This window comes from Streptomyces diastaticus subsp. diastaticus, from assembly GCF_011170125.1.
Classification (GTDB): Bacteria; Actinomycetota; Actinomycetes; order Streptomycetales; family Streptomycetaceae; genus Streptomyces; species Streptomyces diastaticus.
Map to the genome: position 1 here is coordinate 451554 of NZ_BLLN01000005.1, position 23934 is coordinate 475487.

Here is a 23934-nt window from a genome sequence, read left to right on the forward strand (position 1 = left end):
GACCCCGGCGGGGCCTCGCCGTATCACTCGCCTATCACGCAACCATCACCAACTGTGCGGCCTCTCCCGGACCAGAAGGCCCTGACCTGGTACTTCGTGCCCGCGCTGGACCGGCGTAGACGCCCCCGGACGGTCTTTACAACCTGTGCCATGTCGTACCGTAGGACTCGCACGCCAACACCACAGATCACGGACCAAGATCCGGACCAGGTGCGGACCAACCTCGCTCAACAGCAGACGATCCCACCCTTTGTCGCAGCTCAGAGGCGATGGTTAGCGTGTACCACCAGCAGACGAAGAACCTCCTGGGACCAGGATGCACCGTGCCCAGACGCAGCGCCTTGCCCGTGCCGACGGCGGCTGAGCGGCAAGGCCGGACTCGGTCTCTCAGTCCGGTCACCTGCCACGCAACGACTCTGAGGCGATCATCCCGGATGCCCGAGTTCAACGGAGCGTAGTCAGCACCAAGTCAGCACGGGACAGGTGAGGACGGGTGATGACGTGGGATTTTAGTCAGCACCAAACCAGCACGGGAGTCAGCACGGCACCGTCAAATCGTGCTGAACTACGCGTCCCGGACGACCCTCGTTTTGACCACCACCGGTCCCCTGAGACGCCTTTGCATGAGCCGGCATGGTGGCCGCGCGCATAGCTGGCCCTCGAACTATGTTGTCTCGCCACATGTGCGCCTGACCTGCGGATTCCTACGGTGTGGCGACACGCAAAACGTCCCCGCAACGCCAGGAAGTGGTGCCGATGTCGTCGCCCGCAACCGCTCCACCAGCCCCGAACAACCTCAAGCGCGTCGTCGCCGCGTCCCTCATCGGCACCACCATCGAGTGGTACGACTTCTTCCTCTACGGGTCGGCCGCCGCTCTGGTCTTCAACAAGGTCTTCTTCCCGGACTCCGACCCGCTCGTCGGCACCCTGCTCTCCTTCCTCACCTACGCCGTCGGTTTCGCGGCGCGGCCGCTGGGCGCACTGGTCTTCGGGCACTACGGCGACCGGCTGGGCCGCAAGAAGCTGCTGGTCATCAGCCTGCTGATGATGGGTGGCGCCACCTTCGCGATCGGCCTGCTGCCCACCCACGCCACCATCGGCACGGCGGCGCCGCTGCTGCTGACGGTGCTTCGGCTCGTCCAGGGCTTCGCGCTGGGCGGCGAGTGGGGCGGGGCGGTGCTGCTGGTCTCCGAGCACGGGGACGCCAAGCGGCGCGGCTTCTGGGCCTCCTGGCCGCAGACGGGCGCGCCGGCCGGACAGTTGCTGGCGACGGCGGTGCTCGCGGTGCTCACCGCGCTCCTCTCCGAGCAGGCGTTCGTCACCTGGGGCTGGCGCATCCCGTTCCTCCTCTCCGGACTGCTGGTCCTGGTCGGCCTGTGGATCCGGCTCTCGGTGGACGAGTCCCCGGTGTTCAAGGCGGCACTGGCCCGCTCCGAGGCGCGGCGCTCCGAGGGCGCGACGGAGAAGCTGCCCCTCGTCTCGGTGCTGCGGCACCACTGGCGTGACGTGCTGGTCGCGATGGGCGCCCGGATGGCGGAGAACATCAGCTACTACGTGCTGACCGCGTTCATCCTCGTCTACGCGACGACTGCGGTGGACCTCCCCCAGCAGACCGCGCTCAACGCCGTCCTCATCGGCTCCGCCGTCCACTTCGTGACCATACCGATGTGGGGCGCGCTCTCCGACCGGCTCGGCCGGCGCCCGGTGTACATGATCGGCGCGGCCGGGGTCGGCCTGTGGATGTTCCCGTTCTTCCGGCTCATCGACACCGGGAGCTTTCCGGCGCTGCTGCTGGCCGTCACGGTCGGCCTGGTCCTGCACGGGGCGATGTACGCGCCCCAGGCCGCCTTCTTCTCGGAGATGTTCGCGACCAGGATGCGGTACTCGGGCGCGTCGATCGGCGCGCAGTTCTCCTCGGTGGCCGCGGGTGCGCCCGCGCCGCTGATCGCCACCGCGCTGCTCGCCGAGTACGACAGCTCGGTGCCGGTCTCGCTGTACGTGATCGCCGCCGCGGTGATCACCCTGATCGCGGTGGGCGTCGCGCAGGAGACCCGCCACCGCGACCTGACCGACGTGCCGACCGGCTCCGAGCGGAAGGCCGGGGTGGCGTCGCGGGGTGCGGCACCCGCCGGCCGGGCGGAGGCGGGCTCGTCCGCCGGTTCGGCCCGCCCGCCGGTCTGACCCCGGTCCGCCCCCGGACGGTCCGGCCACCGCGCCCCGCCTCCCCCGTGTCCCACGGGGAGGCGGGGCGCGGCGCTGTCAGCCGGTGAGCGCGTCGGCCAGCCGGTGCAGGCGCAGGGCGAGCTGGATCTCCAGGGTGCGGGCAGGGCTCTGCCAGTCGTCGCCGAGGAGACGCGCGACGCGGTCCAGGCGCTGGGCGACGGTGTTGACGTGGACGTGCAGGGTGTCCTTGGTTCGGGCCGGGCTGGAGCCGGCCGCGTAGTAGGCGTCGAGGGTGCGGACGAGTTCCGTGCCACGTCTGCGGTCGTAGTCGAGGACCGGGCCGATGGTGCGTCGGACGAAGCCGGAGATGTCGCGGGGCCCGGCGAGCAGCAGGCCGAGGAAGCCGAAGTCCTCGGCGGCGGCGCCTTGACCGGAGCGGCCGAGCAGGCGCAGGGCGTCGAGGCAGCGGCGGGCCTCGGTGTAGGCGGCCGGGGCGGCGTCGGCGGCGGGCAGCGGGTGCAGCGGCGCGGAGGCGCCGACGGTGACGGGTTCGTGGACGGCGGCACCGAGGTGGACGGCGGTGCGGCGGGCCAGCCCGGCGGCGGTGTCGCCGTCGGCCAGCGGCAGCAGCAGGACCGTGCCGCCGTCGCGGGTGGCGGCGAGCCCGTGGCCGGTGGCCGCGAGATGGGCGGCGGCTGCCCACAGGCGGCGGCGGACGGCGGCCTCCTCGTCGACGGAGGCGTCCGGGGCGGCGTCGGGCTGGGCGGCGAGCACACGTGCGGGGTGTCGAGGCGGGCGCCGAGCCGGTCGGCGCGCCGGCGCAGCAGGGCCGGGTCGCGGTGGCGGGCATCGAGCAGGTCGTCCAGGAGTTCGCCCCGCACGCGCTGTTCGGCGTCGCCGGCGGAGCGGCGGGCGAGCAGCAGCAGGGAGGTGACCATGGCGGCGCGTTCGAAGGTGCGCTGGTCGACCGGGTCGAGGGCGGGGTGGCCGCGCAGGACGAGTCCACCGAGTTGCTGGTCACCGGCGGCGACGGCGGCTATCCAGTCGTCGCCGTGGCGGACCGCGTGGCCGTCGGAGCGCAGGGCGCCGGCGGCGGCCTCGGGCACGGTGTCGATGAACTCGACGCTGCCGTCGAGGACCTCGGAGACGGCGGCGGCCACATCGTGCACGCCGCCGCCGCGCAGGACCAGTTCGGCGAGGCGGTCGTGGACGTCGGAGGCGCGTTCGATGACGGCGCTGCGGTCCTGGATGATCTCGTGGGCGTGTTCGAGTTCGCTGAGCGCGGCGCGGGTCCCGTCGAGGAGGTCGGCCGACTCGATGGCCGCCGCGGCCAGCGCGGCGAACGAGCCGAGCAGCGCGGTCTGGGCACGTTCGAAGACCCGGGCACGCCGGTCGGCGGCGAACAGGACGCCGATGACGTGCGGGCCGAGCATCAGCGGGACGCCGAGGATCGCGACGAGCCCCTCGTCCTGGACCCCGGTGTCGATGACCGAGGTGTGCTGGAAGCGGCTGTCGTGGAAGTAGTCCTCGGTGACGTAGGGGCGGGCGGTCTGGGCGACGAGGCCGCCGAGGCCCTCGCCCATGCCGAGGCGCAACTGCTGGAAGCGGGCGGCGACCGAGCCCTCGGTGACGCGCATGAACGTGTCCCCGCGCGCGGGGTCGTTGAGGGTGAGGTAGGCGACGTCCGTGCCGAGCAGCGAGCGGGCCCGCTGCACGATGGCCTGGAGCACCGAGTCCAGGTCGCGCGGCCCGGCGAGGTCGTGGGCGGTCTCGAAGAGGGCGGACAGCTCGGCCTCGCGGCGCCTGCGGTCGGCGAGTTCGGAGCGGACCCGCAGCGCGAGGCGCTTGGCGTGTTCGAGCGCGGCGAGGTGCGCCTCGCAGGCACCCGCCTCACGGGCGGCGGGCACGGGCTCCTCGTACGCCTCGACGGTGGCGCCCCGGGCGAGGAGTTCGAGGAACGGCGCCTCGGCACCGGGAGAGGCGAGGGTGCCGGGGGTGGGGTGCGGCCCATCGTGCGTCATGTCCATCAGGAATACCTGTCGTGCCGGTGCCCCGCCAGCCCCTGGAGCCCCTGGGGCTGGCGGGGAGGGTGGGAGGCTGAGGTCAGGGGCCGGCGGCCGGGCGGCGGGCCTCGGCGGTGGGCTCCGCGTCCAGCTCGGCCGCCGTCGGGCCGTCGTACTCGCCCATGTCGTCGGCGTCGTCCAGCTCGGCGAGCCGTGCGGCAGGGGCAGTTCGTGGCGGCGGCCGCGGTGTGCCCAGGACGCCAGTGCCCGCGGGGGCAGCTCCCCCGGAGCAGGCGGCGGCCGAGCACACGGGCGTCGGCTTCCTGTCCGGCCGTGCCGCCCGGCGCAGGGCCGACGAGGCCCAGCTCGTCGAGGGCTCCGGGCAGCGGCTCCCGTACGTCGTAGGCGGCCTCGGCTCGGGTGAGGGCGGCCAGGCGGCGGAGCGTGGGGCTGTCGAGCCCGGCGGCGAGCGCGTCGCGGGCGGCCTGGACGAGGTCGTGGGCCGGGAGTTCGCCGATGCTCCACGGGACCGCCCTGTCCTGGAGCGAAGGGGCTGCCGTGTCCGGTGTCATCCGCCCAGTCCTCCCCGGGGTGGCGTGGTCGAGTGGGTTTCGCCGGGCTCCCGCGCGGTGCGGTCAGTGCGCGGTCCAGCCTCCGTCGAGGGTCAGCGAGGAGCCGGTGACGAAGCCGCTCCGCGGGCCGCAGAGGTAGAGGACGGCGGCGGCGACCTCGTCCGGTTCGGCGAGGCGCTTGACCGCGGTCTCCCGCAGCATGATCTCCTCCAGCACCTCCTCACGGCTGATGCCGTGCGCCTCGGCCTGGTCGGCGACCTGCTGCTCGACCAGCGGGGTGCGGACGTAACCGGGGTTGACGCAGTTGGAGGTCACGCCGTGCGGCGCCCCCTCCAGGGCGGCCGTCTTCGACAGGCCCTCCAGCCCGTGCTTGGCGGCGACGTAGGCCGCCTTGAAGGGCGAGGCACGCAGGCCGTGGACGGAGGAGAGGTTGACGATGCGGCCCCAGCCACGCGCGTACATGTGGGGCAGGGCGCCCCGGATCAGCCGGAAGGGCGCCTCCAGCATCACGGTGAGCACGGTGTGGAAGGCGTCCGGGGGGAACTCGTGGAGCGGGCGGACCAGTTGCACACCGGCGTTGTTCACGAGGATGTCGGCCCCGGCGGCGGCCGCCTCGGCGGCGTCGAGGTCGCGCAGGTCGAGCGGGCGGGCCAGGACGGTGCCGGGGAGCCCCCGCGCCCGCTCGGTGAGGGCGTCGAGCCCGGCCGTGTCGCGGTCGGAGGCGCGGACCGCCGCGCCGGCCCCGGCGAGGGCGAGGACGCAGGCGCTGCCGATACCGCCCGCCGCGCCCGTGACCAGGGCGGTCCGCCCGGTCAGGAAGGGCTCGGCGGGGTGGGGCTCAGGGTTGCGGGGCGCTGTCATGATCCGACCCTAGGCAGCGGCCCGGGCGCTCCCCATAGGGCCGGAGCCCACACTTCGCGCCTCCGCGGTGGGGCGGCGCCATGTGGGCCGGGTCACAGGAGCGCCGGCCGGACGTCCCTCGCTCAGCCCTCGGGCGCGTCGGTGCGCGGCAGTTCGCGGGGGTCGGTGAAGGCGGGGTCGAACCAGGTGGGGGTGTCGGCGGGGGCCTGGGCCTGCTTGATCCGGTAGGCGGAGAACTCGGCCAGCTCCGGCAGATCGTCCACGGCGAACCAGGCGACGTCCAGGGATTCGTCGTCGTTGACCCGGGGCTCGCCCCCGACGGCCCGGCAGCGCAGGGTGATGTCCATGTACTGGCAGACGTCCTGGTTCGGGTAGGTCACCGGCTTCAGGGCCTGGACCAGGACGACGCGCTCGGGGACGCAGAGCACGGCGGTCTCCTCGTACACCTCGCGGACCGCGCACTGGGCGGGCTGCTCCCCCGGGTCGGGGATGCCGCCGATGATCGACCAGCGGCCGTTGTCGGCGCGGCGGCCGAGCAGGACGCGGCCCTCGTCGTCGAAGACGACGGCGCTGACGCCCGGCAGCCACAGAAGCTGGTGCCCGGCGGAGGAGCGGAGGGTGCGGAGGAAGTCGGGAGTAGCCATGCGTCCGACCCTAACCCCAGGCCAGGGCCCCCACGCGGGCGCGTGGAGGCCCTGGCGGCGAGGGGCGTACGCCCTCTCGGGTCAGGCGTCCGGACCCGCCGTGCGGCGACGGCGTACCGCGCCGGTGGCGACCCAGCCGATGCCGACGGCGGCGAGTGCCACGAGGGCGGCCTCGGGGAGCGCGCCGAGCCGGGTGGCCCAGGTCTGCGAGGAGCGCAGCGGCAGTTCGGCGACGAGGGAGGCGGGCTCGAACATGCCGGTGCGCTGCACCAGCTCCCCGTCGGGCCGGATGACGGCGCTGACGCCGCTGGTCACGGGCACCGCGACGGCGCGGCTGTGCTCGACGGCGCGGACCCGGGACATGGCCAGCTGCTGGTAGGTCATCTCGCTGAGGCCGAAGGTGGCGTTGTTGCTGGGCACGGAGAGCAACTGCGCCCCCGCCTCGACGGTTTCCCGGACGGCACCGTCGAAGGCGGCCTCGTAGCAGGTGGCGATGCCGACCCGGCTCCCCGCGAGGTCGAAGACCCCGGGTTCGGTGCCGCGGCTGAAGTCGGTACGGACCATGTCGACGTACCCCTGGCTGAAGACGCTGATCAGGGAGCGCAGGGGGATGTACTCGCCGAAGGGCTGGATGATCCGCTTGTCGTAGGTGTCGACGGGGCCCTTGTCGGGGTCCCAGAGGATCTGCTGGTTGTACAGCTTGCCGTCCTCGGTCTCGACCACGCCGCCCACCGAGATGGGGGCCTTGACGGTGGCGGCGGCGGTCTCGATGACGGAGCGGGCGTCGTCGTTGGTGAAGGGGTCGATGTCGGAGGAGTTCTCCGGCCACAGGACGAAGTCGGGCCGGGCGGCCTCGCCCCTGGCGACGCGTTCGGCGAGGCGGGCGGTCTCGCGGGCGTGGTGGTCGAGGACGGCGCGGCGCTGGGCGTTGAAGTCCAGGCCCATCCTCGGCACGTTGCCCTGGACGACGGCGACGGTGGCGGTGCCGTCCTCGGCGCGGTCCGAGACCAGCGGGCGGGCCGCGAGGGCTCCGGCGAGCGGGAGCAGGAGCGCGGCCACCGCGCCGGTGGTGGCGGCACGGCGCAGGGTGCCGGTGCGGCGGCGCAGGTACAGCTGACGGGCCAGTTCGCCGAGGCCGAACCCGCACAGGGCGACGGCGAAGCCGAGCAGCGGGGTGCCGCCGACGGCGGCGAGCGGCAGGAAGACCCCGTCGGCCTGCCCGAAGGCGACCTTGCCCCAGGGGAACCCGCCGAACGGTACGCGGGCCCGGGCGGCCTCCCCGGCGGTCCACAGGGCGGCCGCCCACAGCGGCCAGCCGGGGAGCCGGGCGACGAGCGCGGTCAGGCCGCCGGCCACGGCGACGAACAGGGCCTCGGCGACGGCCAGCGCCAGCCACGGGCCGGGGCCGACCTCGACCCCGGTCCACACCAGCAGCGGCAGCAGGAAACCCAGGCCGAAGAGGGCGCCGAGTCCCAGTCCCGCCCTGAAGCCGCGCCCCCGCAGCAGCAGGCCGAAGGCGGCGAAGGCCGGCAGGGCCAGCCACCACAGCACCCGGGGCGGGAAGCTGACGTAGAGCAGCACCCCGGCCAGGGCTGCTCCGGCGGCGAGGTACAGGGCGCGCAGCAGGCGGGCGGCGCGGCCGGGCCGCACGGGCGGCGGGGGGCCGTCGGTCCCGTCGGCGGGGGCGATGGTGGCGGTCACGCGTCGGAGTCTACGGCGCGTGCCGCGGGCAGGGTCAGCACGTCCCGCGGGCCGCCCGGGATGCGGGGGCGGCCGGCGCCGTCCGGGATGCGGGGTACCCCCTATTGCGGGGAGCCGGCTTCCGGCAGGCGGCTGCGGATGGCCAGGACGGCGGCGCGGGCGTCGTCCACGGTGACGGTGAGGCTGTGGCCGTCGGTGAGCCGCAGGACGACGCCCTCGCCGCGCCGTACGACGACGGCCATGCCGCGTTCCGGGCGCCACCGGTACCCCCAGCCGCCCCAGTGGCGTGGACAGACGCTGGCGGCGTAGTCGACGGCGGCGACGGACTCCAGGAGGATGCGGCGGCGGGGGAAGCCGAGATGGCCGCAGCGCACCTCCAGCGCGTCGTCGTCGACCCGCACGGCGACGTGGACGAAGGCGAGGGTGCCGTAGAGGATGAGCAGCCCGGCGGCGATGCAGCCGACCACGGCCATGACGAGCGGGGTGATGCCGGAGGCCCACGAGGAGTCCACGGCCAGTTCGACCCCGAGGGCGAGGCAGGCGGCCCCGGCGACCGCCAGCACCCACTGGAGGCGGCCGGAGGCGCGTCCGGTCCAGGTCTCGACAGCCGCGTGCGCGTGCGGCGGGTCGTCGGCGGGACGGGAGGCGGGCTCGGGTTCCCTCATACGGCCGACCATACGGAGAGCCGCGTCCCCGGGCAGGTCGCGCGGGGCGTACGAGGGACCTCGCCGCGTCGGTCGCCGGGCCCGGTCCGTCAGTGGCCGGCGGCGACCGGGGCCAGCAGACGGCCCTGTGCGTAGCTGAGGGCGGCGGCGGGCAACGGCTCGGCGCGGCCGCTGAGCAGCACGGTGAGGGTGCCGGTGGCGGGGGCGGCCGGGTCGGGGGCGAGGCCGAGGCGGCGCAGGGCCTGGGCGGCGACCGCCGGGGCGGAGCCGTGCAGGGTGAGGGGTCCGGTGCCGGAGCTCTCCAGGGCGGTGCGGATGGCGTCGCCGACGAGTTCGTAGTGGGTGCAGCCGAGGACGACGGCGGTGACGGTGTCCGGGGTGCGGGCGGCGGCGGCCGCGATGGCGTCGGCGACGGCCGCGGGCTGGTCCCACTGGACGGCGTCGGCCAGACCCGGACAGGGCACCTCGGTCACCGGGGTGCCCCCGGCGAAGTCGGCGATGAGCCGGCGCTGGTAGGCGCTGCCGGTGGTGGCGGGGGTGGCCCAGATGGCGACGTGGCCGCCGGCGGCCGCAGCGGGCTTGATCGCGGGGACGGTGCCGATGACGGGCAGACCCGGCTCGAAGCGCTCGCGCAGCGCGGGCAGGGCGTGCACCGAGGCGGTGTTGCAGGCGACGACCAGAGCGTCGGGGCGGTGCGCGGCGGCGGCCTCGGCGGCGGCCACGGCGTGCGCGCTGACGTCCTCGGGCGTGCGGGGGCCCCAGGGCATGGAGTCGGGGTCGGAGGAGAGGACGAGATCGGCGTCGGGCCGCAGCCGGCGCACGGCGGCGGCGGCCGCCAGCAGGCCGATCCCGGAGTCCACGAGGGCGATCTTCACCTGGTCACCATAGTCGATGACCTGCTGCGGGGCGTCGGCGCGGGGGCCCGGACGCGGGTTCGCGGGAGTGCGCGGCGGGGGCCGCTCCAGGGCTACTTGCGCCCCGGGGTCCAGCGCAGACCCCAGCCGTACGCCTCGTCGAGGGCACGCTGCGGGCTGGAGGCGCGGCCGGGCACCAGGTAGCGCGCCTCCCGGTGGACGACGAGGCCGTCGGGGCCCTGGGTGAGCAGGGCGAGGGCGCAGACGGGGGACGGCACGTCGCACTCGTCGAGGGAGAAGGTGACGGGGGCGCCGTGCTGGGGTCGCAGGGTCACCGTGGCGTGCAGGCCCGCGAACCCGGCGGCGCCCTCGTAGATGGTGACGAAGACCAGGACGCGGCGGAAGTCGCGGGTGTGGTCGAGGTTGACCGTGAGGTTCTCGCCGCCCTCGACGGCACCGGTCCGGTCGTCGCCGTCCAGGTGGATCCACGGGGGCCGGCGCAGGTCGCCGAAGGCGTTGCCGAGCGCCTGGACGACACCCTTGGTGCCGTCGGCCATCTCGTAGAGGGCGCCGAGGTCGAGGTCGAGCGGGGGCCGCGGGACGGCGTTGCGGGCGAACCAGCCGCGCGGCGGTGGCGGTGCCTGCCAGTTCAGGTTGACGTGCAGGGTTCCGGTGGTGGCGCCCTGCTTGGCCAGGGAGACGGAGGGCGCCGCCTTGGTGAGCGTGACGGCGGACGGGCGGGCGGGGGCCGAGGGCGGTGCCGGCCGGGCCGGTGGGGGTGCGGCGGTGGCGGACGGCGCGGGGAGCAGACCGGGCGCCAGCCCGTGGGCGGCGGCCAGGGCTCCGGCGCCGCCCGCGTACCCCTGGCCGACGGCACGGAACTTCCAGCCGCCCTGCCGCCGGTACAGCTCCCCCGCGACGAAGGCGGTCTCCGTGGTGGTGTCCCGGCTCTCGTAGCGGGCCAGTTCGCGGTGGCCGGCGGCATCGGTCACGGTGACGTCGAGGCCGGGGACCGCGCCGAAGGTGCCGCTGCCGGCCAGGGCGACGAGGACGACGCGTTCGACGTGGGCGGGGACGGCGGGCAGGTCGACGTGGACGGACTCGGTGGTCCGGTCACCGCCGGCGCCCCGCCCCTCGTGGCGGACCGCGCCGCCACCGGGGGCCGGCCGGCCGCCGCCGACCACGCCGCCGGGCGCGACCCGGCCGTCCGCCGTCATCAGCAGCGCCGCGGTCCACGCGTCGGGCACCCCGGGGCCGTGCCGCCAGTGCAGGGCCAGACGCACCGGCGTCCGGGGGACCGGGATGTTGGCCCCCTTGGACATCGTCACCGTCATACGGCCCCCTCGCTCCGGCACGCCCCGCGGCGCACGGTCACGCCCACCGTAGGCCCGTCCGGGGCGAGTTGTCCCGATGTCGTCCGGGAGCGAAGAGGACGGAACGCCTCCGGGGCGCCGGAAGGAACCCCTCCGCGGAAAGATCACTGGCAGACGGCGCGCCACCCCGCCCCGGGGGCAGCCCTCCCACCGCAACGAAACCCGGGAGTTGGCACGATTTCTCCGGGTTCACCCCCATCGGTGAGGCCGCGTCGCCCCCGCACCGGAAAACAACCCTCTTACCGGTCTCCCCAATGACCGCGTCGTGGGCTTAACTTAGGTGCCATGACCACCCCCCGCGCCAGCTACGGCAGCGGCTACTATTCCGCGCCATCCTTCCCGGACACCCCGATCTACGACTCGCTCGTGGCGGAGCGGGGCACACCGCAGATCGCCCCGATCCGGGTCCCCTCGATGTACGACTCGAGTTCCGCGCTCCCCGCGCTGCCCTCGGCGCTGCCCGCACTCCCGGCCGCGCCGTCACCGCAGCCTCCCGCGTACGGGTACCCGCATCAGGCGCAGGTTCCGGCACCCGCCTTCCAGCAGGCACCGGCGCCCTACATCCCGCAGCAGCAGACGGCCCCGCGCGGCTACGCGCCCGCACAGCCGTACGCCCAGCCGCAACCGCCCCAGCAGCCGCGCCCCGCGCCGGCGGGGTACGAGGCGATGCGCCCCGCCGCTCCCCGGCCGAACCCGGCCCCGCCGCAGCAGCAGCCGTACGAGGACCCGTACAACCGGCCCTACCGGGGGTACTGACGGAGGTACCGGCCGGCGCTTCGCCGGAACGAGGGGAAGCGGGTGGAGTCGGGGCTCCGGCTCGGCGGGCCGGTGGCAGGATGGCCCCATGCCGAACGCCGAGCTGACCTCGATCCACCTCTACCCCCTGAAGGGGGCCCGCGGCCTCGCCCTGCCGGAGGCCGCGGTCGAGCCCTGGGGGCTGGCCGGCGACCGGCGCTGGATGCTGGTCGACGCGGAGGACCGGTTCATCACCCAGCGCTCTTTCCCCACCCTGGCGCTGGTCTCCGCCACGCCGCTGCCCGGCGGGGGCCTGGCGCTGGCCGTGCCCGGGCAGGACCCGTGGACGGTGCCGGCACCCGGGCCCGGCGCGCCGTCCGCCACGGTGGAGATCTGGAAGGACAAGGTCAGCGCGGTGTCCGGCGACGCCACGGCGAGTGCCCGGCTGAGCGCCTTCCTCGGTGTGGCGGTCCGGCTCGTCCACCTCGCCGACCCCGCCCGGGACCGCCTCGTGGACCAGAGGTTCGCGGACCCCGGCGAGACCGTCAGCCTCGCCGACGGCTACCCCCTGCTGGTGACCACCACCGACTCGCTCGACGCGCTCAACGCACTGATCGCCGAAGGCGACCACGCCGCCGAGGGCCCGCTGCCCATGGAGCGGTTCCGTCCCAGCGTCGTCGTCTCCGGAACCGGCGCCTGGGACGAGGACGGCTGGGCACGCGTCGCCGTCGGCGAGGTCACCTTCAAGGTCGCCAAGATGTGCGGGCGTTGCGTGGTGACCACCACCGACCAGCGCACGGCGGAGCGGGGCAAGGAGCCGCTGCGCACCCTGTCCCGGCACCGCCGTTTCGGTTCCCAGCTGGTCTTCGGGCAGAATCTGATCCCCGAATCGACCGGCACGGTACGCGCGGGCGACCCGTTCACCGTCCTCGCGCGACGGCCCGTGGAAGAGGGAACCCTGCCGCCCGAGCGCGTGTGACGCCCGGCGCGGAGTGATCCGGCGCTCCTCGGGCAGCCGTTCCCGCGTGGCGGGCCGCACGGCCGGACGTGACCGAGAGGGGGTGCGATGCGGACGATCACCGGACTGTGGCGCTGGCGCCGCAATCCGCTCCACCGCCGGACGGACCGCGTCGAGGCATGGTTCGCCGTGCTGTGCGGCGTGCTCCTGCTGGCCGGTGGCCCCTGGGTGGCACTGACCGCCGGCTCGGCCACCGAACGCTCCCTGCTGGCCACGGCCGCCGCCGAGCGAAGCCAGCGCGAGCAGACGGTCGCCACGGTCCGCCGGCCTCTCGGGCAGCCCGCCCACGACGCCGACCCGGAGACGGCGCAGGCCCCCCACACCCGGACCAGGGTGCTGGCCCGCTGGACCGCCCCCGACGGCACGGTCCGCACCGGCGGAATCGTCGCGCCGCCCGGTTCGGACGCCCCCGGCGACCGGTTCCGGATCTGGACGGACCTGCGCGGGGCTCCCGCCCAGCCGCCGATGCCGCCGATGATGGCGCGGACCCACGCCTGGCTCGCCGCGATCGGCGCGACCACCGCGTGGGGCGTCCTCGTCGAGGGCGTGCGCCGGGCGGTGCGATGGCGCATCATCCGCTTCCGGTACGCGTGTTGGGACCGGGAGTGGGAGCGGGTCGGGCCCGACTGGGGCAGAACCGGCACCGGAAGCTGACCATCGCGCTCCCACACACCGGACCGGTCAACTCCCCTGTCCCGCGCGCGCTACGGTGGACCGGCCGGGCTGCTCCGGCGACAGTCCGCAGGACCCGCGTACACGAGGTGGGGGCACAACAACACCATGGCACAGGGCACGGTCCAGGTGACGCACACCGGTACTTCGCGGTGGCGGCGCCGCACAGGCGAGTACGCCTCCCTCACCGCCGCCCTCCAGGCCGCGGCCGACGGTGACATCCTGACCGTCGCCCCGGGCACGTACCGGGAGAACCTCGTGGTGGACCGCGCGGTGACGCTGCTCGGGCAGGAGGGGGCGGCCGGTTCGGTACGGATCGCCCCGCCTGAGGGGGTGCCGCTGGCGGTGCGGGCCTCGGCGCAGGTCCAGGGCCTGCACATCGAGGGGCAGGACGCGGCCGTGCCGGCCGTCCTGGTCGAGGACGGCACACCGGAACTGACCGGCCTGCGGATCGTCACCCGCTCCGCCGCCGGGATCGAGGTCCGCACGGGCGGGCGGCCCACCGTCCGCGGCTGCACCGTCGACAACCCGGCCGGTGTGGGCATCGCCGTGGTCGACGGCGGGGGCGGCATCTTCGAGGAGTGCGAGGTGATCGCGGCGGGCCAGTCCGGGGTCGCGGTGCGCGGCGGCGGGCGGCCCCGGCTGGACCGCTGCCGGGTGCACCACGCGGCGGGCGCGGGCCTGTCGGTCACCGGCGACCACTCCAGCCTGGAGGCGCTCGGCTGCGAGATCTACGAGATCAACGGCTCCGGCGTGCAGATAGCCTCGCGGGCGGCGGCCGTCCTGACCGACTGCGCCGTCCACCGGGTCACGGGCAACGGCGTCACCCTGGACACCGACGCCGTGCTGACCCTGGCCGACTGCCGCGTCCACGACGTACCGGAGAACGCGGTGGACCTGCGGTCGCGCTCGGTGCTGACGCTGACCCGCTCGGAGGTGGCCCGGTTCGGGCGCAACGGCCTGTCGGTGTGGGACCCGGGCACGCGGGTGGACGCCCACCGCTGCGAGATCCACGACGGCACCGGCGACTACCCGGCCGTCTGGGTCAGCGACGGCGCCACCGCCGTGCTGGACGCCTGCCGGGTGCACGACGTGCCGGACGCGCTCTGTGTGCTGGACCGGGGTTCGCGTGCCGACGTGGTCGACAGCGACCTGGCCCAGGTACGCAACATCGCCGTCTCGGTGAGCGGCGGCGCCACCGCCGAACTCGACGACTGCCGGATCAGCGGCGCCGGCCGGGGCGCCTGGTTCCGCGACCACGGCAGCGGCGGCACCCTCGCCAACTGCGCCATCGACGCCGTCCAGACCGGCGTCATCGTGACCAAGGGCGCCGACCCGTTGATCGAACGGACCACCGTCACCTCCCCCACCGAGGCCGGCTTCTACGTCTCGGCGGGCGGCCGGGGCACCTTCCAGGGCTGCCGGGTGACGGGCAGTGAGGGGTACGGCTTCCACATCATCGACGGCTGCCGCAGCACCCTGCGCAAGTGCCGCACCGAGCGGTGTGCCCGGGGCGGCTTCGAGTTCGCCCAGGGCGGCGCCGACGGCGAGGGGGCCGTGGTGGAGGAGTGCTCCAGCGACGAGAGCACCCGGCTGGGCTCCCCCGCGGCCGCCGCTCCCCCGGTGCCCGCCACGCAGACGGTGGGTCTGCTCGGTGGCGTCCCGTCGCCGCGCGCCACCGCCGCCACCGCCCCGGGCACCCCCGAGGCCCTGGCGGAACCGGCGCCCGAGACCCGCCCGGCCGACACCGTCCTCGCCGACCTCGACGCGCTGGTGGGCCTCGCCAGCGTGAAGCGGGAGGTGCGCGCGCTCACCGACATGATCGAGGTCGGCAGACGCCGCCAGGAGGCCGGCCTCAAGGCCGCCTCGGTCCGCCGCCACCTGGTCTTCACCGGCTCCCCCGGCACCGGCAAGACCACCGTCGCCCGGCTCTACGGGGAGATCCTCGCCGCCCTCGGCGTACTGGAGCGGGGCCACCTGGTGGAGGTCTCCCGGGTCGACCTGGTCGGCGAGCACATCGGCTCGACCGCCATCCGCACCCAGGAGGCCTTCGACCGGGCGCGCGGTGGCGTGCTGTTCATCGACGAGGCGTACGCGCTCTCGCCGGAGGACTCCGGCCGGGACTTCGGGCGGGAGGCGATCGACACCCTGGTGAAGCTGATGGAGGACCACCGGGAGGCTGTCGTGGTGATCGTCGCCGGCTACACCACCGAGATGGAGCGGTTCCTCTCCGTCAACCCCGGTGTCGCCTCACGGTTCTCACGGACCATCACCTTCTCCGACTACGACCCGGAGGAGCTGCTGCGCATCGTGGAGCAGCAGGCCGACGAGCACGAGTACCGGCTGGGCCCGGGCACCGGCGAAGCGCTGCTGAAGCACTTCACGGCGGTGCCGAAGGGGCCGGCCTTCGGCAACGGCCGGACCGCCCGGCAGACCTTCGAGGCGATGGTCGAACGGCACGCCGGGCGGGTCGCCCAGCTCGCCGCGCCGAACACCGACGAGCTGACCCTGCTCTACCCGGAGGACCTGCCCGAACTGCCCTGAGCGGGACGCCCGTCGGCGCCGGGGAGCTGCTTGGGCAGCGAGGCGGGCTTCTCCAGCCGGGCCAGCAGGCGGGCCCGCTCCTCGGCGAAGGCGGGGTCGGCCTGGTAGTCGGAGTGGCCGAGGATCGGTGCGGGGAGCGGATGGGCGGCGGTCCGGCCGTGGGCGAGCGGGTCGGCCAGCGGGGCGCGGTCCACCTCCGGCCGTCCCTCGGTGCTGACCCGGACGGGTCCGCCGATGGGGTCGGTGTGCCGCCACAGGTTGCGCCAGCAGTCGACCTCGCCGTGCAGCGTGGTGAGCGCGACGGGGCCGAAGTGGGCGGGGAACCAGCGGCCGTAGAGCCTCTCCAGCGGTGAGCCGTAGGTGAGCAGGGCGACCCGGCGGCGGGCGGAGGGGCGAAGCTGCCAGGCGGCCGCGGCGGCCAGCACGCTGCCCTGGGAGTGGCCGGAGAGGACGACCCGGCCGCCGGTCTCCCGGGTCCAGGAGGCGATCCGCCAGGTGAGGTCGGGGACGGAGCGCTCCGCGTAGCAGGGCGGGGCGAAGGGGTGGGCGGCGCGCGGCCAGAACGTACCGACGTCCCAGAGGATTCCTATGGTGCGGCGGGCGGCCGGGTCGCGGTAGGCGCGGCGCCCCCAGGTGACGAAGAGCAGGAAGCCGAAGCCGATCAGCCAGGAGCCGAGGGCCTGCGCGGTGGCGGCGGCGCCGCTGACGACGGCGGGCAGCTCGCGTGCGGCCTCACCGGGGACACGCCCGGTGGTCCAGGCGCCCACCAGCGCGCCCGCGCCGAGCAGCAGGGTGACCGAGGAGACGACGCCGACGACGACCGGTGCCCGGTCGGTGAGGGCGGCGAGGGCGCGGGCCGAGGCGATCCGTGCGGTGCGGGTGGCGTCGAGGGGCTCGCCCGGGTAGTCGGCGGCGACCCGTGCCTCCTCGCGGCGGGCCCGGCGGTGGGTGCGGACGGCGTACCAGACGAGCACGGCGAGGAGGATGACCAGGAGCGGCGGGAGGACGGACGCCTGCCAGGTGAGCAGGACGGGCGGGCCGGGGATCGGGCCGCCGGGCGCGCCGGGGGTGGAACCGTTGTCGAGCCAGTCGGCGAGGCGCTGGGCGACGCCGCCGGTCATCACGCCACCGAGGGCGCAGGCGAGCATGGCGACGGCGGGGCCGCCGAGCCCCCGGAGGACGGTGCGGCGCTCGGGGGTGGTGGCGTGCAGGCGGCGGGCGGTGGCGGCGAGGACGACGACGAGGGCGCCTTGGGCGAGGACGAGCGTGCCGAAGGTCTCGTCGCCGGGGAGCCGTCCGGCCGACTGCCAGCCGGGCCGGGACCAGCCGGCGTAGCCGAGGCTGAGCAGGCTGAGGGTGAGGGCGGTCAGGGGCAGGGCGCGGACGAGGCGGTCGAGGTGCTCGTCGAGGCGGCTCTCGGCCCGGCCGCGCCGGGAGACCACCCAGACCACGGCGACGGCGGTGACCAGCAGGGCGGCCTGGAGGGCGGAGCCGAGGGCACCGAGCAGCGACGAGCCGCCGGGCAGCCGGTCGTGGCCGGCGGCGGGTCCGGCGACGGCGGCACCGACGGTGAGCAGCCCGGCCGAGGTGTGAGCGGCCCGCAGCCGGGCTCCGAGGCGACGGCCGTACCAGAAGCCGGGGCGGCCGAGGGCGGCGTGCGGAGCCCTCTCCTCGGCCTCCTGCTCGGCCCGGTCGACGGCCGGCAGCGGCTGCTGGGACTCGTAACTGCGCCAGGTGCGGTGGGAGAGGTACCAGAGCAGCGCGGTGAGGGCGCCGGGGACGAGGGCGGCCAGGGCGAGGCGGCGGCCGGGCTGCGACCACCAGCCGCCGTGGCCCTGGGCGTCGGCGGCGAGGAAGCCGAGCCAGGCCCGTCCGCCGGAGCAGCTCTCGGTGCCGGCGCACTGCCAGGCGACGAGGTCGAGGGCGACCTCGCAGGCGGCGGCGGTGAGCAGCACGGTGAGGCTGAGGGCGACGAGGCGGACCAGCAGTCCGTAGAGGCGGACGGCGGTGCGGCGGCCGGTGGTGGAGGGGCGCATCCAGTGGGCGAGGTTGACCACCATGAAGGGCAGCAGGAGCAGCCAGAGGGCACGGCTGCCGTTGCCGCTGGTGAGGTTGGACCAGACGTACGCCTCGGGGACGGGCTTGCCCCGGTAGTCCTCGGGGCGCTGCTCGGCGTCGGCGTCCTGGGCGCGGCGGTGGACGGCGGCGGTCTGGTCGCCGCTGACGCGGACGGTGCACGGGTCGTCGAGCATCTCGGCGGGGGTACTGCCGCCGACGCCGTGGACGAGGAGTTCCAGCGCGGTGTCCTCGGCGATCCCGCCGCCGGGCGGGGGCCCTCCCGGGGCGAGGGGCAGGGCGCCGGGCGCGCCCGGCTGCGGTTCGGCCTGGTCCTGGTGCACTGTGCCCCCGTGAGTCCTGGCGCCGGTGGCCGCGGCGGACGGCCCAGGTCAGGGCAGTCGGAGCCGGGAGTGCGGCAGGTGGTCGCACCGGCGCGGAAGAAGGATCTCCCCGCCGGGCCGTCCTTACACCTCCCGTCACCGAATCTCCTTGTCATGTTCCAGCGGGTGGCGGGGGCGCGCCCGGGGGCCGGAGGGGGTTTCCGGGGCACGTGGGAGGATGAGCGCGCTTGAGGGCGGGCCGTACGGGACAGCGGGCCGCCGGACCGGGAGGACGGAGCGTCACGTGGGCGAGCAGCAGAGTCTCCTCGCGGAGCAGCGCCGGGCGGTGATCGCCGACGAGGTGCGCAGGCGCGGCGGCGTCCGCGTCAACGAGCTGACGCGCCGGCTGGGCGTCTCCGACATGACGGTCCGTCGGGACCTGGACGTGCTGGCCCGGCAGGGGGTGCTGGAGAAGGTGCACGGCGGCGCGGTGCCGCCCGCGGACGCCAGCGCCCACGAACCGGGGTTCGAGGCGAAGTCGGGGCTGGAGCCGGACGCCAAGGAGTCCATCGCGCGGGAGGCGGCCGCACTGGTCTCGCCGGGCACCGCCATCGCCCTGTCCGGCGGCACCACGACGTACGCGCTGGCCAAGCGGCTGACAGGAGTGGCGGACCTGACGGTGGTGACCAACTCGGTGCGGGTCGCCGACGTCTTCCACGCGGCGCAGCCGGGGGCGGAGCGGCAGGCCGCGGTGGTGCTGACGGGCGGGGTACGGACGCCGTCGGACTCGCTGGTGGGGCCGGTCGCGGACCAGGCGATCCGTTCGCTCCACGTCGACGTGCTCTTCATCGGCGTGCACGGCATAGCGCCGGAGGCGGGGCTGTCCACGCCGAACCTGGCGGAGGCCGAGACCAACCGCTGCCTGGTCCGCTCGGCCCGCCGGGTGGTGGTCGTCGCCGACCACACCAAGTGGGGCACGGTCGGCCTGAGTTCCTTCGCGACGCTGGACCAGGTCGACACCCTGGTGACCGACGACGGGCTGGACGAGCAGGCCCGCGCCGAGGTGGCGGAGCGGCTGCGGCAGTTGGTGGTGGCCGGTCCGCAGGGCTGAGGCCCGGTGCCGGGCGGGGTCAGCCGGGCCAGCGTCCGGTGGCGAGGAAGGCGTCGAGAGTGCGGGCGTACGGGGTGATGTCCAGGCCCTGCGAGGTCAGCCAGGTGTCGGAGTAGTACTTGTCGAGGTAGCGGTCACCGGGGTCGCAGAGAAGCGTGACGACGCTGCCCGTGCGCCCCTCGGCGCGCATCTCGGCGACGATGCGCAGCGCGCTCCACAGGCCGGTCCCGGTGGAGCCTCCGGCGCGGCGGCCGATGGCCCGCTCCAGCATCCGCACGGTGGCGACGCTGGCGGCGTCGGGGACCTTCGTCATCCGGTCGATGGCACCGGGCAGGAAGCTCGGTTCCATCCGGGGGCGGCCGATGCCCTCGATGCGTGAGCCGCTGTCGCAGTGCACTTCCGGGTCGCCGAGCCGCCAGCCGTCGAAGAAGCAGGAGTTCTCCGGGTCGGCGACGCAGACGCGGGTGTCGTACTGCATGTAGTGGACGTACCGGGCGATGGTCGCGGAGGTGCCGCCGGTCCCCGCGGTGGCGACCACCCAGGCCGGCTCGGGGTGCCGTTCGCGGCGCATCTGCTGGTAGATGCTCTCGGCGATGTTGTTGTTGCCGCGCCAGTCGGTGGCCCGCTCGGCGTAGGTGAACTGGTCCATGTAGTGGCCGCCGGTCTCCGCCGCGAGGCGGGCGGACTCCTCGTACATGGTGCGCGGGTCGTCCACGAAGTGGCACCGGCCGCCGTGGAATTCGATCAGGCGGCACTTCTCCGGGCTGGTGGTGCGCGGCATCACGGCGATGAAGGGCACGCCGATGAGCTGGGCGAAGTACGCCTCGGAGACGGCGGTGGAACCGCTGGACGCCTCGATGACGGGCCGTGACGGGCGGATCCAGCCGTTGCACAGGCCGTACAGGAAGAGGGAGCGGGCCAGCCGGTGCTTGAGCGAGCCGGTGGGGTGGGTCGACTCGTCCTTGAGGTAGAGGTCGACGCCCCATTCCTCGGGGAGCGGGAAGCGCAGCAGGTGCGTGTCGGCGGAGCGGTTGGCGTCGGCCTGGACCTTGCGGACAGCCTCCTTCAGCCACTGTCGGTAACCGGGATCGCTCCGGTCGACGTCGGCGGTGGGCAGGGGTCGGGCAGGGGCCGGATCGTGCTGGGGGGTGGTCACCGCGGACTCCTCACGCTCGGGGTCCGGCCGTGGAATCCGGCGGACGCCTCGATCATAGACACCAGTCTCACCCTTCTCACCTGCATAAACGTCCCTTTGAGGCGCTCAAAGGGACTCCTGGAGCGGGTGTTTCGCGCGGCGGTGGGGGCGCATGCCTCGCTCGGGGGCGCGCCCCCGTGCTGCCCCCGTGAGAGGTGGTACGCCGCCCCCTGGTTGGGCAGACTGCACTCGGCGGGACAGGGAGTTCCGTCCGGCGCGGTCCCGATGTCCGCGCCGCCGGGGGGCACTGTCGTGGGGCTCCGGGAGTCGGAGGGGTGTGACGTCATGGGCAAGTCGGAGTTCTCGGCCACGGGGGTGGGCATCATGCGGCGGCTGCGTTCCCTGACGCGGGCCGGCCAGGTACGGGTCGTGGACGGCAGGCTCGCGCTGCTCACCAGTTGCGGGCGGGTCATCGACAGCGCTCCGGCCCGTGAAGTGCGCGTGGAGCGACCCTGGTTCGGTTCCGACGACCAGGCCGTCATCGCCTTCAACGACACCCGGTACCGGCTCCGTCTGGGCGGTCCCGCCGCGGCGGCCACGGCGCCTCACGTGTCGCCGGTGCGCAGACTCCGCGAGGCCGTCGGTCAGGCCCAGGCGGTGGGCTGAGCGGGACGCCGGCCGGCCGGCGGCGCGTCCACCGGCGCGGCGGGGACACCGGGCGCCACCGCTGTCCGGGGCCTTGCGAGTTGCAGGCCCGGAACCCCTGCGTCACTCTGGTCACACATCACCCTGGGTTTACCGGCGATCACGCTGAGAACCAGCCCGCCGGCCCCCTGAGCAGGCAGCGGCCGGGTGCGGTCGCCGCCGACATCCGAACGCCGTCTTTGCCGGACTCAATTCGGGGAGTCGCAACCGTGATCAGCCAGCCGAGCAGACATTGCGCGGTGGAGCTCCATGCCCTGCCGCCACGGATCGGCCAGGTACGCAGAATCGTCTCGGCGCAGCTGCGTCACTGGCGGCTCGATCCCCTCGTCGACCGAGCCGCACTCGGTGTCACCGAGTTGCTCACCAACGTCCACCGGCACGCCGGACCCGACAAGCACTGCACGGTGGAGATCGAGCTGCTGCTCGACCGCCTCACCGTCTCCGTCCGCGACCACGACCCGCGTCTGCCGGTGGTCCGGGACGCCGAGTCGTACGCCACCTGCGGGCGCGGCCTCGCCCTGGTGGCCGCGATCAGCGAATGCTGGGGCGTGCGCCCCTGGGGGGAGAACAGCGGGAAGGTGGTGTGGTTCGCCCTGTCCGCTCCCCGCCCCGACCCGGCCGAGCCGGCCGACGCCGCCCTGTACGGCGGGACGACACCCGGCCCGTTGGCGGCCGCCGTGCTGGACGGCGCGCTCCCCGGCCTGGCAGCAGGCCCCTCGGCTCCCGCCCGGTCGGCCTTCGTCGGCTGACCGGGCGGTGAACGGACGGCTCCGCCGGCCCCTTCCCCGAGGGGCCCGCGGGGCCGTTCCTCCGCACGGGCGGCGCTCAGAGGGCGGCCAGGGCCGCCAGCGGGTCGTCCAGCACCGGCTGCCAGGCCAGCTCGGCGGCGCCGACGAGGCTGTTGTGGTCGAGCGTGCAGGAGAGGATCGGCACGCTGCCGCTGCGCCCCCACAGGCTGCGGTCGGCGACGACGGCCCGCAGCCGCTCGGGGGCGGCCTCCAGGAGCGTGCGGTGCAGCCCGCCGAGGATCACCCGGTCCGGGTTGAGGATGTTGACCAGTCCCGCGAGTCCGGAGCCGAGCCGGTCGACGAGGACGGTGACGGCCTCCCGCACCGCCGGGTCGTCGGGGCGGGCCGCGATCAGGTCCCGCGCCTGCTGGAGCAGGGAGCCCTCGGGGCCGGGCCGGTGTCCGGCGGCGGCGAGGAAGGCCAGGGGATCGGTCTCCACGTCGAGGCAGCCGCGCCCGCCGCAGTGGCAGGGGCGGCCGTCCGGCGCGGCGGTGAGGTGGCCGACCTCCAGGGCCAGCCCGGAACTGCCGCTGTGCAGCCGCCCGTCCAGCACCAGCGCGCCGCCGACGCCCCGGTGCCCGGTGGCGACGCAGAGCAGGTCGCGGGCGCCGCGTCCGGCGCCGTGGCGGTGCTCGGCGAGGGCGGCGAGGTTGACGTCGTTGGCGGCGAAGGCGGGGCCCGGCACTCCGGCGCCGGCCACGCACCGGCGGAAGATCTCGCGGACCGGGGCGCCGGGGGGCCAGGCGAGGTGGAGCGGGTTGAGGGCGGTGCCGTCGGGTTCGGCGACGGCCGAGGGCACCGCCAGCCCGGCGCCCACGCACCGCCGCCCGGTCTCGGCGAGCAGCCCCGCCCCGGCGTCCACCACGGCGCCGATCACCTCGGCCGGGTCGGCGCCGACGGTCTCGCAACCGGGGGTGGTGGCGACGATCTGCCCGCCGAGGCCCACCAGCGCGGCGCGGAACCCGTCGGCGTGCACCTGTGCGGCGAGGACGACCGGCCCTTCCGGGTCCACCGAGAGGCGGTGCGAGGGGCGGCCCTGGGAGCCCTCCGCGGTGGGGCGGGCGTCGACGCGGATGAGGCCGAGCGTGGCGAGTTCGGCGGCGACGACGCCTGCGGTGGCACGGGTGACGCCGAGTTCCGAGGTGAGGACGGCCCGGGTGGGGGCCCGGCCGGTGCGGACGAGTTCCAGGGCGGGGCCGAGCGCGCCGCGCCCTCGTTCGAGCCGCGTCCGTGGGGGTGTGCCGCCGGGCGTGCGGGGCGCGGACTTGCCGTTCATGACGGCGAGTCTCCCACGCGCGGCTCCGGTGCCGCCGTCCGCCGCCGGGGTTTCAGCCAGGCAGCCCGGTGACCCTGAGAGTGAGGTTGAGGCGGCCCGCCGCCGGGCCGACGGAGGGCTCGGCGGTGCCCGGGTACACCTTGGGCACGCCGTGGTACGCGAAGCGGGACGGCCCGCCGAACACCAGCAGGTCGCCCGTCTCCAGCCGGATGTCCTGCCACGGCCGGCCACGGTCGCCGGTGTTGCCGAGCCGGAACAGGCAGGCGTCGCCGACGCTGAGCGAGACGACCGGCGCGCTCGACCTCTCGTCCTTGTCCTGGTGCATCCCCATGGTGGCGCCCGGCCCGTAGAAGTTGATCAGCGCCACGTCCGGCCGGTACGCCTCCCCCGCCGCCTCGTCCTGGTAGGCGTCGGCGACCGCCCGCCGCCCCAGCGCCACCAGCCACTGCGGCAGGGGCGCGACCGGTGCGCCGTTCACGTCACCGGCCGTCCGCGTGTACCGGTACGGGCTCCAGTGCCACCCCAGGCACACGCTCCGCACCGACATCACCCCGCCACCCGGCAGCTCGGTGCGGTGCATCGGCACCGGTCCCCGCGCCCACGCGCGGCACGCCTCGACCAGCGTCCGCTGCCGCTCCTCGGGCAGCCACTCCGGTACGTGTACGGCGCCCGGGGCCGGTGTGGCGCGGGGACGGGGGATGAGCGCGGGCATACCGGAATGCTCGCACGGGCGGAC

At 75.1% G+C, this 23934-nt stretch carries 19 protein-coding genes and 1 pseudogene; 8 read left to right on the forward strand and 12 right to left on the reverse strand.

The genetic code is table 11. The annotated features are described in order from the left end of the window. Window positions 1-756: 756 nt before the first annotated feature. Window positions 757-2181: an MFS transporter gene (locus tag Sdia_RS19625; RefSeq protein WP_189499925.1), complete on the forward strand. Its 1425-nt coding sequence runs from the start codon at window positions 757-759 to the stop codon at window positions 2179-2181. Window positions 2182-2259: 78 nt separating this feature from the next. Here Sdia_RS19625 and Sdia_RS19630 read toward each other — a convergent pair. From Sdia_RS19630 to Sdia_RS19665, 8 genes and pseudogenes are all read right to left on the reverse strand, one after another. Then, window positions 2260-4190: pseudogene (locus Sdia_RS19630) on the reverse strand (helix-turn-helix domain-containing protein). Between the two features lie 76 nt (window positions 4191-4266). Further along, the gene (locus tag Sdia_RS19635; RefSeq protein WP_189499924.1) at window positions 4267-4476 is read right to left on the reverse strand and encodes a hypothetical protein; all 210 of its coding nucleotides are present in this window, start codon (window positions 4474-4476) and stop codon (window positions 4267-4269) included. 325 nt (window positions 4477-4801) lie between these two features. Further along, the gene (locus Sdia_RS19640) at window positions 4802-5599 is read right to left on the reverse strand and encodes a 3-hydroxybutyrate dehydrogenase (RefSeq protein ID WP_100453903.1); all 798 of its coding nucleotides are present in this window, start codon (window positions 5597-5599) and stop codon (window positions 4802-4804) included. A 122-nt stretch (window positions 5600-5721) separates the two neighbouring features. Beyond that, entirely contained in the window at window positions 5722-6243 is a 522-nt protein-coding gene (locus Sdia_RS19645) for an NUDIX hydrolase (protein WP_100453901.1), read from the reverse strand. An 81-nt stretch (window positions 6244-6324) separates the two neighbouring features. After that, on the reverse strand, window positions 6325-7944 hold the full coding sequence (lnt, locus tag Sdia_RS19650) for an apolipoprotein N-acyltransferase (protein ID WP_100453899.1): 1620 nt from the start codon (window positions 7942-7944) through the stop codon (window positions 6325-6327). Window positions 7945-8045: 101 nt separating this feature from the next. Next, on the reverse strand, window positions 8046-8621 hold the full coding sequence (locus Sdia_RS19655; RefSeq protein ID WP_100453897.1) for a PH domain-containing protein: 576 nt from the start codon (window positions 8619-8621) through the stop codon (window positions 8046-8048). Between the two features lie 77 nt (window positions 8622-8698). Further along, window positions 8699-9484: a glutamate racemase gene (locus Sdia_RS19660; protein WP_100453895.1), complete on the reverse strand. Its 786-nt coding sequence runs from the start codon at window positions 9482-9484 to the stop codon at window positions 8699-8701. Between the two features lie 92 nt (window positions 9485-9576). Continuing rightward, window positions 9577-10785 carry a TerD family protein gene (locus Sdia_RS19665; RefSeq protein WP_100454402.1) on the reverse strand — a complete coding sequence of 403 codons (1209 nt, stop codon included), beginning with the start codon at window positions 10783-10785 and terminating at the stop codon, window positions 9577-9579. A gap of 336 nt (window positions 10786-11121) precedes the next feature. Between Sdia_RS19665 and Sdia_RS19670 the strand changes: the two genes are divergently transcribed. The 4 genes from Sdia_RS19670 to Sdia_RS19685 all read left to right on the forward strand — a co-directional run bounded on the left by Sdia_RS19670 (window position 11122) and on the right by Sdia_RS19685 (window position 15805). After that, window positions 11122-11592: a DUF6643 family protein gene (locus tag Sdia_RS19670; protein ID WP_189499923.1), complete on the forward strand. Its 471-nt coding sequence runs from the start codon at window positions 11122-11124 to the stop codon at window positions 11590-11592. An 88-nt stretch (window positions 11593-11680) separates the two neighbouring features. Further along, window positions 11681-12550: an MOSC domain-containing protein gene (locus Sdia_RS19675; protein WP_100453891.1), complete on the forward strand. Its 870-nt coding sequence runs from the start codon at window positions 11681-11683 to the stop codon at window positions 12548-12550. A gap of 87 nt (window positions 12551-12637) precedes the next feature. Continuing rightward, complete coding sequence (locus tag Sdia_RS19680; protein WP_189499922.1) at window positions 12638-13243, forward strand: Rv1733c family protein; 606 nt, start codon at window positions 12638-12640, stop codon at window positions 13241-13243. Between the two features lie 126 nt (window positions 13244-13369). Next, a complete protein-coding gene (locus Sdia_RS19685) occupies window positions 13370-15805 on the forward strand; it encodes a right-handed parallel beta-helix repeat-containing protein (protein ID WP_100453887.1) in 2436 nt (811 codons plus the stop codon). On the opposite strand, the gene Sdia_RS19690 is transcribed toward Sdia_RS19685, so the two are convergent. Further along, on the reverse strand, window positions 15775-18204 hold the full coding sequence (locus Sdia_RS19690; RefSeq protein ID WP_189499921.1) for a hypothetical protein: 2430 nt from the start codon (window positions 18202-18204) through the stop codon (window positions 15775-15777). The two genes, Sdia_RS19685 and Sdia_RS19690, sit on opposite strands and share 31 nt — an antisense overlap. A 283-nt stretch (window positions 18205-18487) precedes the next feature. Between Sdia_RS19690 and Sdia_RS19695 the strand changes: the two genes are divergently transcribed. Then, window positions 18488-19294 (forward strand): DeoR/GlpR family DNA-binding transcription regulator, encoded by an 807-nt coding sequence (locus Sdia_RS19695; RefSeq protein WP_100453884.1) that lies wholly within the window; start codon window positions 18488-18490, stop codon window positions 19292-19294. Between the two features lie 19 nt (window positions 19295-19313). On the opposite strand, the gene cds1 is transcribed toward Sdia_RS19695, so the two are convergent. Then, entirely contained in the window at window positions 19314-20450 is a 1137-nt protein-coding gene (gene cds1 / locus Sdia_RS19700) for an L-cysteine desulfhydrase Cds1 (protein ID WP_100453882.1), read from the reverse strand. A gap of 324 nt (window positions 20451-20774) precedes the next feature. Between cds1 and Sdia_RS19705 the strand changes: the two genes are divergently transcribed. Together Sdia_RS19705 and Sdia_RS19710 are read left to right on the forward strand one after the other, a co-directional pair. After that, on the forward strand, window positions 20775-21095 hold the full coding sequence (locus Sdia_RS19705; protein WP_100453880.1) for a hypothetical protein: 321 nt from the start codon (window positions 20775-20777) through the stop codon (window positions 21093-21095). Between the two features lie 248 nt (window positions 21096-21343). After that, window positions 21344-21883 carry an ATP-binding protein gene (locus Sdia_RS19710; protein ID WP_100453878.1) on the forward strand — a complete coding sequence of 180 codons (540 nt, stop codon included), beginning with the start codon at window positions 21344-21346 and terminating at the stop codon, window positions 21881-21883. Window positions 21884-21959: 76 nt separating this feature from the next. Here Sdia_RS19710 and Sdia_RS19715 read toward each other — a convergent pair whose 3' ends face one another. Then, window positions 21960-23198 carry an ROK family protein gene (locus tag Sdia_RS19715; RefSeq protein WP_189499920.1) on the reverse strand — a complete coding sequence of 413 codons (1239 nt, stop codon included), beginning with the start codon at window positions 23196-23198 and terminating at the stop codon, window positions 21960-21962. Between the two features lie 52 nt (window positions 23199-23250). Further along, a complete protein-coding gene (locus Sdia_RS19720) occupies window positions 23251-23910 on the reverse strand; it encodes an alpha-ketoglutarate-dependent dioxygenase AlkB family protein (protein WP_100453874.1) in 660 nt (219 codons plus the stop codon). Window positions 23911-23934: the final 24 nt, after the last annotated feature.

Excerpts from the sequence above, each read along its gene's own strand:
- Sdia_RS19640 (WP_100453903.1), bottom strand. The coding sequence starts at position 5,599 with ATGACAGCGCCCCGCAACCCTGAGCCCCACCCCGCCGAGCCCTTCCTG.
- Sdia_RS19655 (WP_100453897.1), bottom strand. The coding sequence starts at position 8,621 with ATGGTCGGCCGTATGAGGGAACCCGAGCCCGCCTCCCGTCCCGCCGAC.
- Sdia_RS19680 (WP_189499922.1), top strand. The coding sequence starts at position 12,638 with ATGCGGACGATCACCGGACTGTGGCGCTGGCGCCGCAATCCGCTCCAC.
- Sdia_RS19720 (WP_100453874.1), bottom strand. The coding sequence starts at position 23,910 with ATGCCCGCGCTCATCCCCCGTCCCCGCGCCACACCGGCCCCGGGCGCC.
- Sdia_RS19670 (WP_189499923.1), top strand. The coding sequence starts at position 11,122 with ATGACCACCCCCCGCGCCAGCTACGGCAGCGGCTACTATTCCGCGCCA.
- Sdia_RS19675 (WP_100453891.1), top strand. The coding sequence starts at position 11,681 with ATGCCGAACGCCGAGCTGACCTCGATCCACCTCTACCCCCTGAAGGGG.
- Sdia_RS19665 (WP_100454402.1), bottom strand. The coding sequence starts at position 10,785 with ATGTCCAAGGGGGCCAACATCCCGGTCCCCCGGACGCCGGTGCGTCTG.
- Sdia_RS19705 (WP_100453880.1), top strand. The coding sequence starts at position 20,775 with ATGGGCAAGTCGGAGTTCTCGGCCACGGGGGTGGGCATCATGCGGCGG.
- Sdia_RS19625 (WP_189499925.1), top strand. The coding sequence starts at position 757 with ATGTCGTCGCCCGCAACCGCTCCACCAGCCCCGAACAACCTCAAGCGC.
- Sdia_RS19645 (WP_100453901.1), bottom strand. The coding sequence starts at position 6,243 with ATGGCTACTCCCGACTTCCTCCGCACCCTCCGCTCCTCCGCCGGGCAC.
- Sdia_RS19715 (WP_189499920.1), bottom strand. The coding sequence starts at position 23,198 with ATGAACGGCAAGTCCGCGCCCCGCACGCCCGGCGGCACACCCCCACGG.
- Sdia_RS19685 (WP_100453887.1), top strand. The coding sequence starts at position 13,370 with ATGGCACAGGGCACGGTCCAGGTGACGCACACCGGTACTTCGCGGTGG.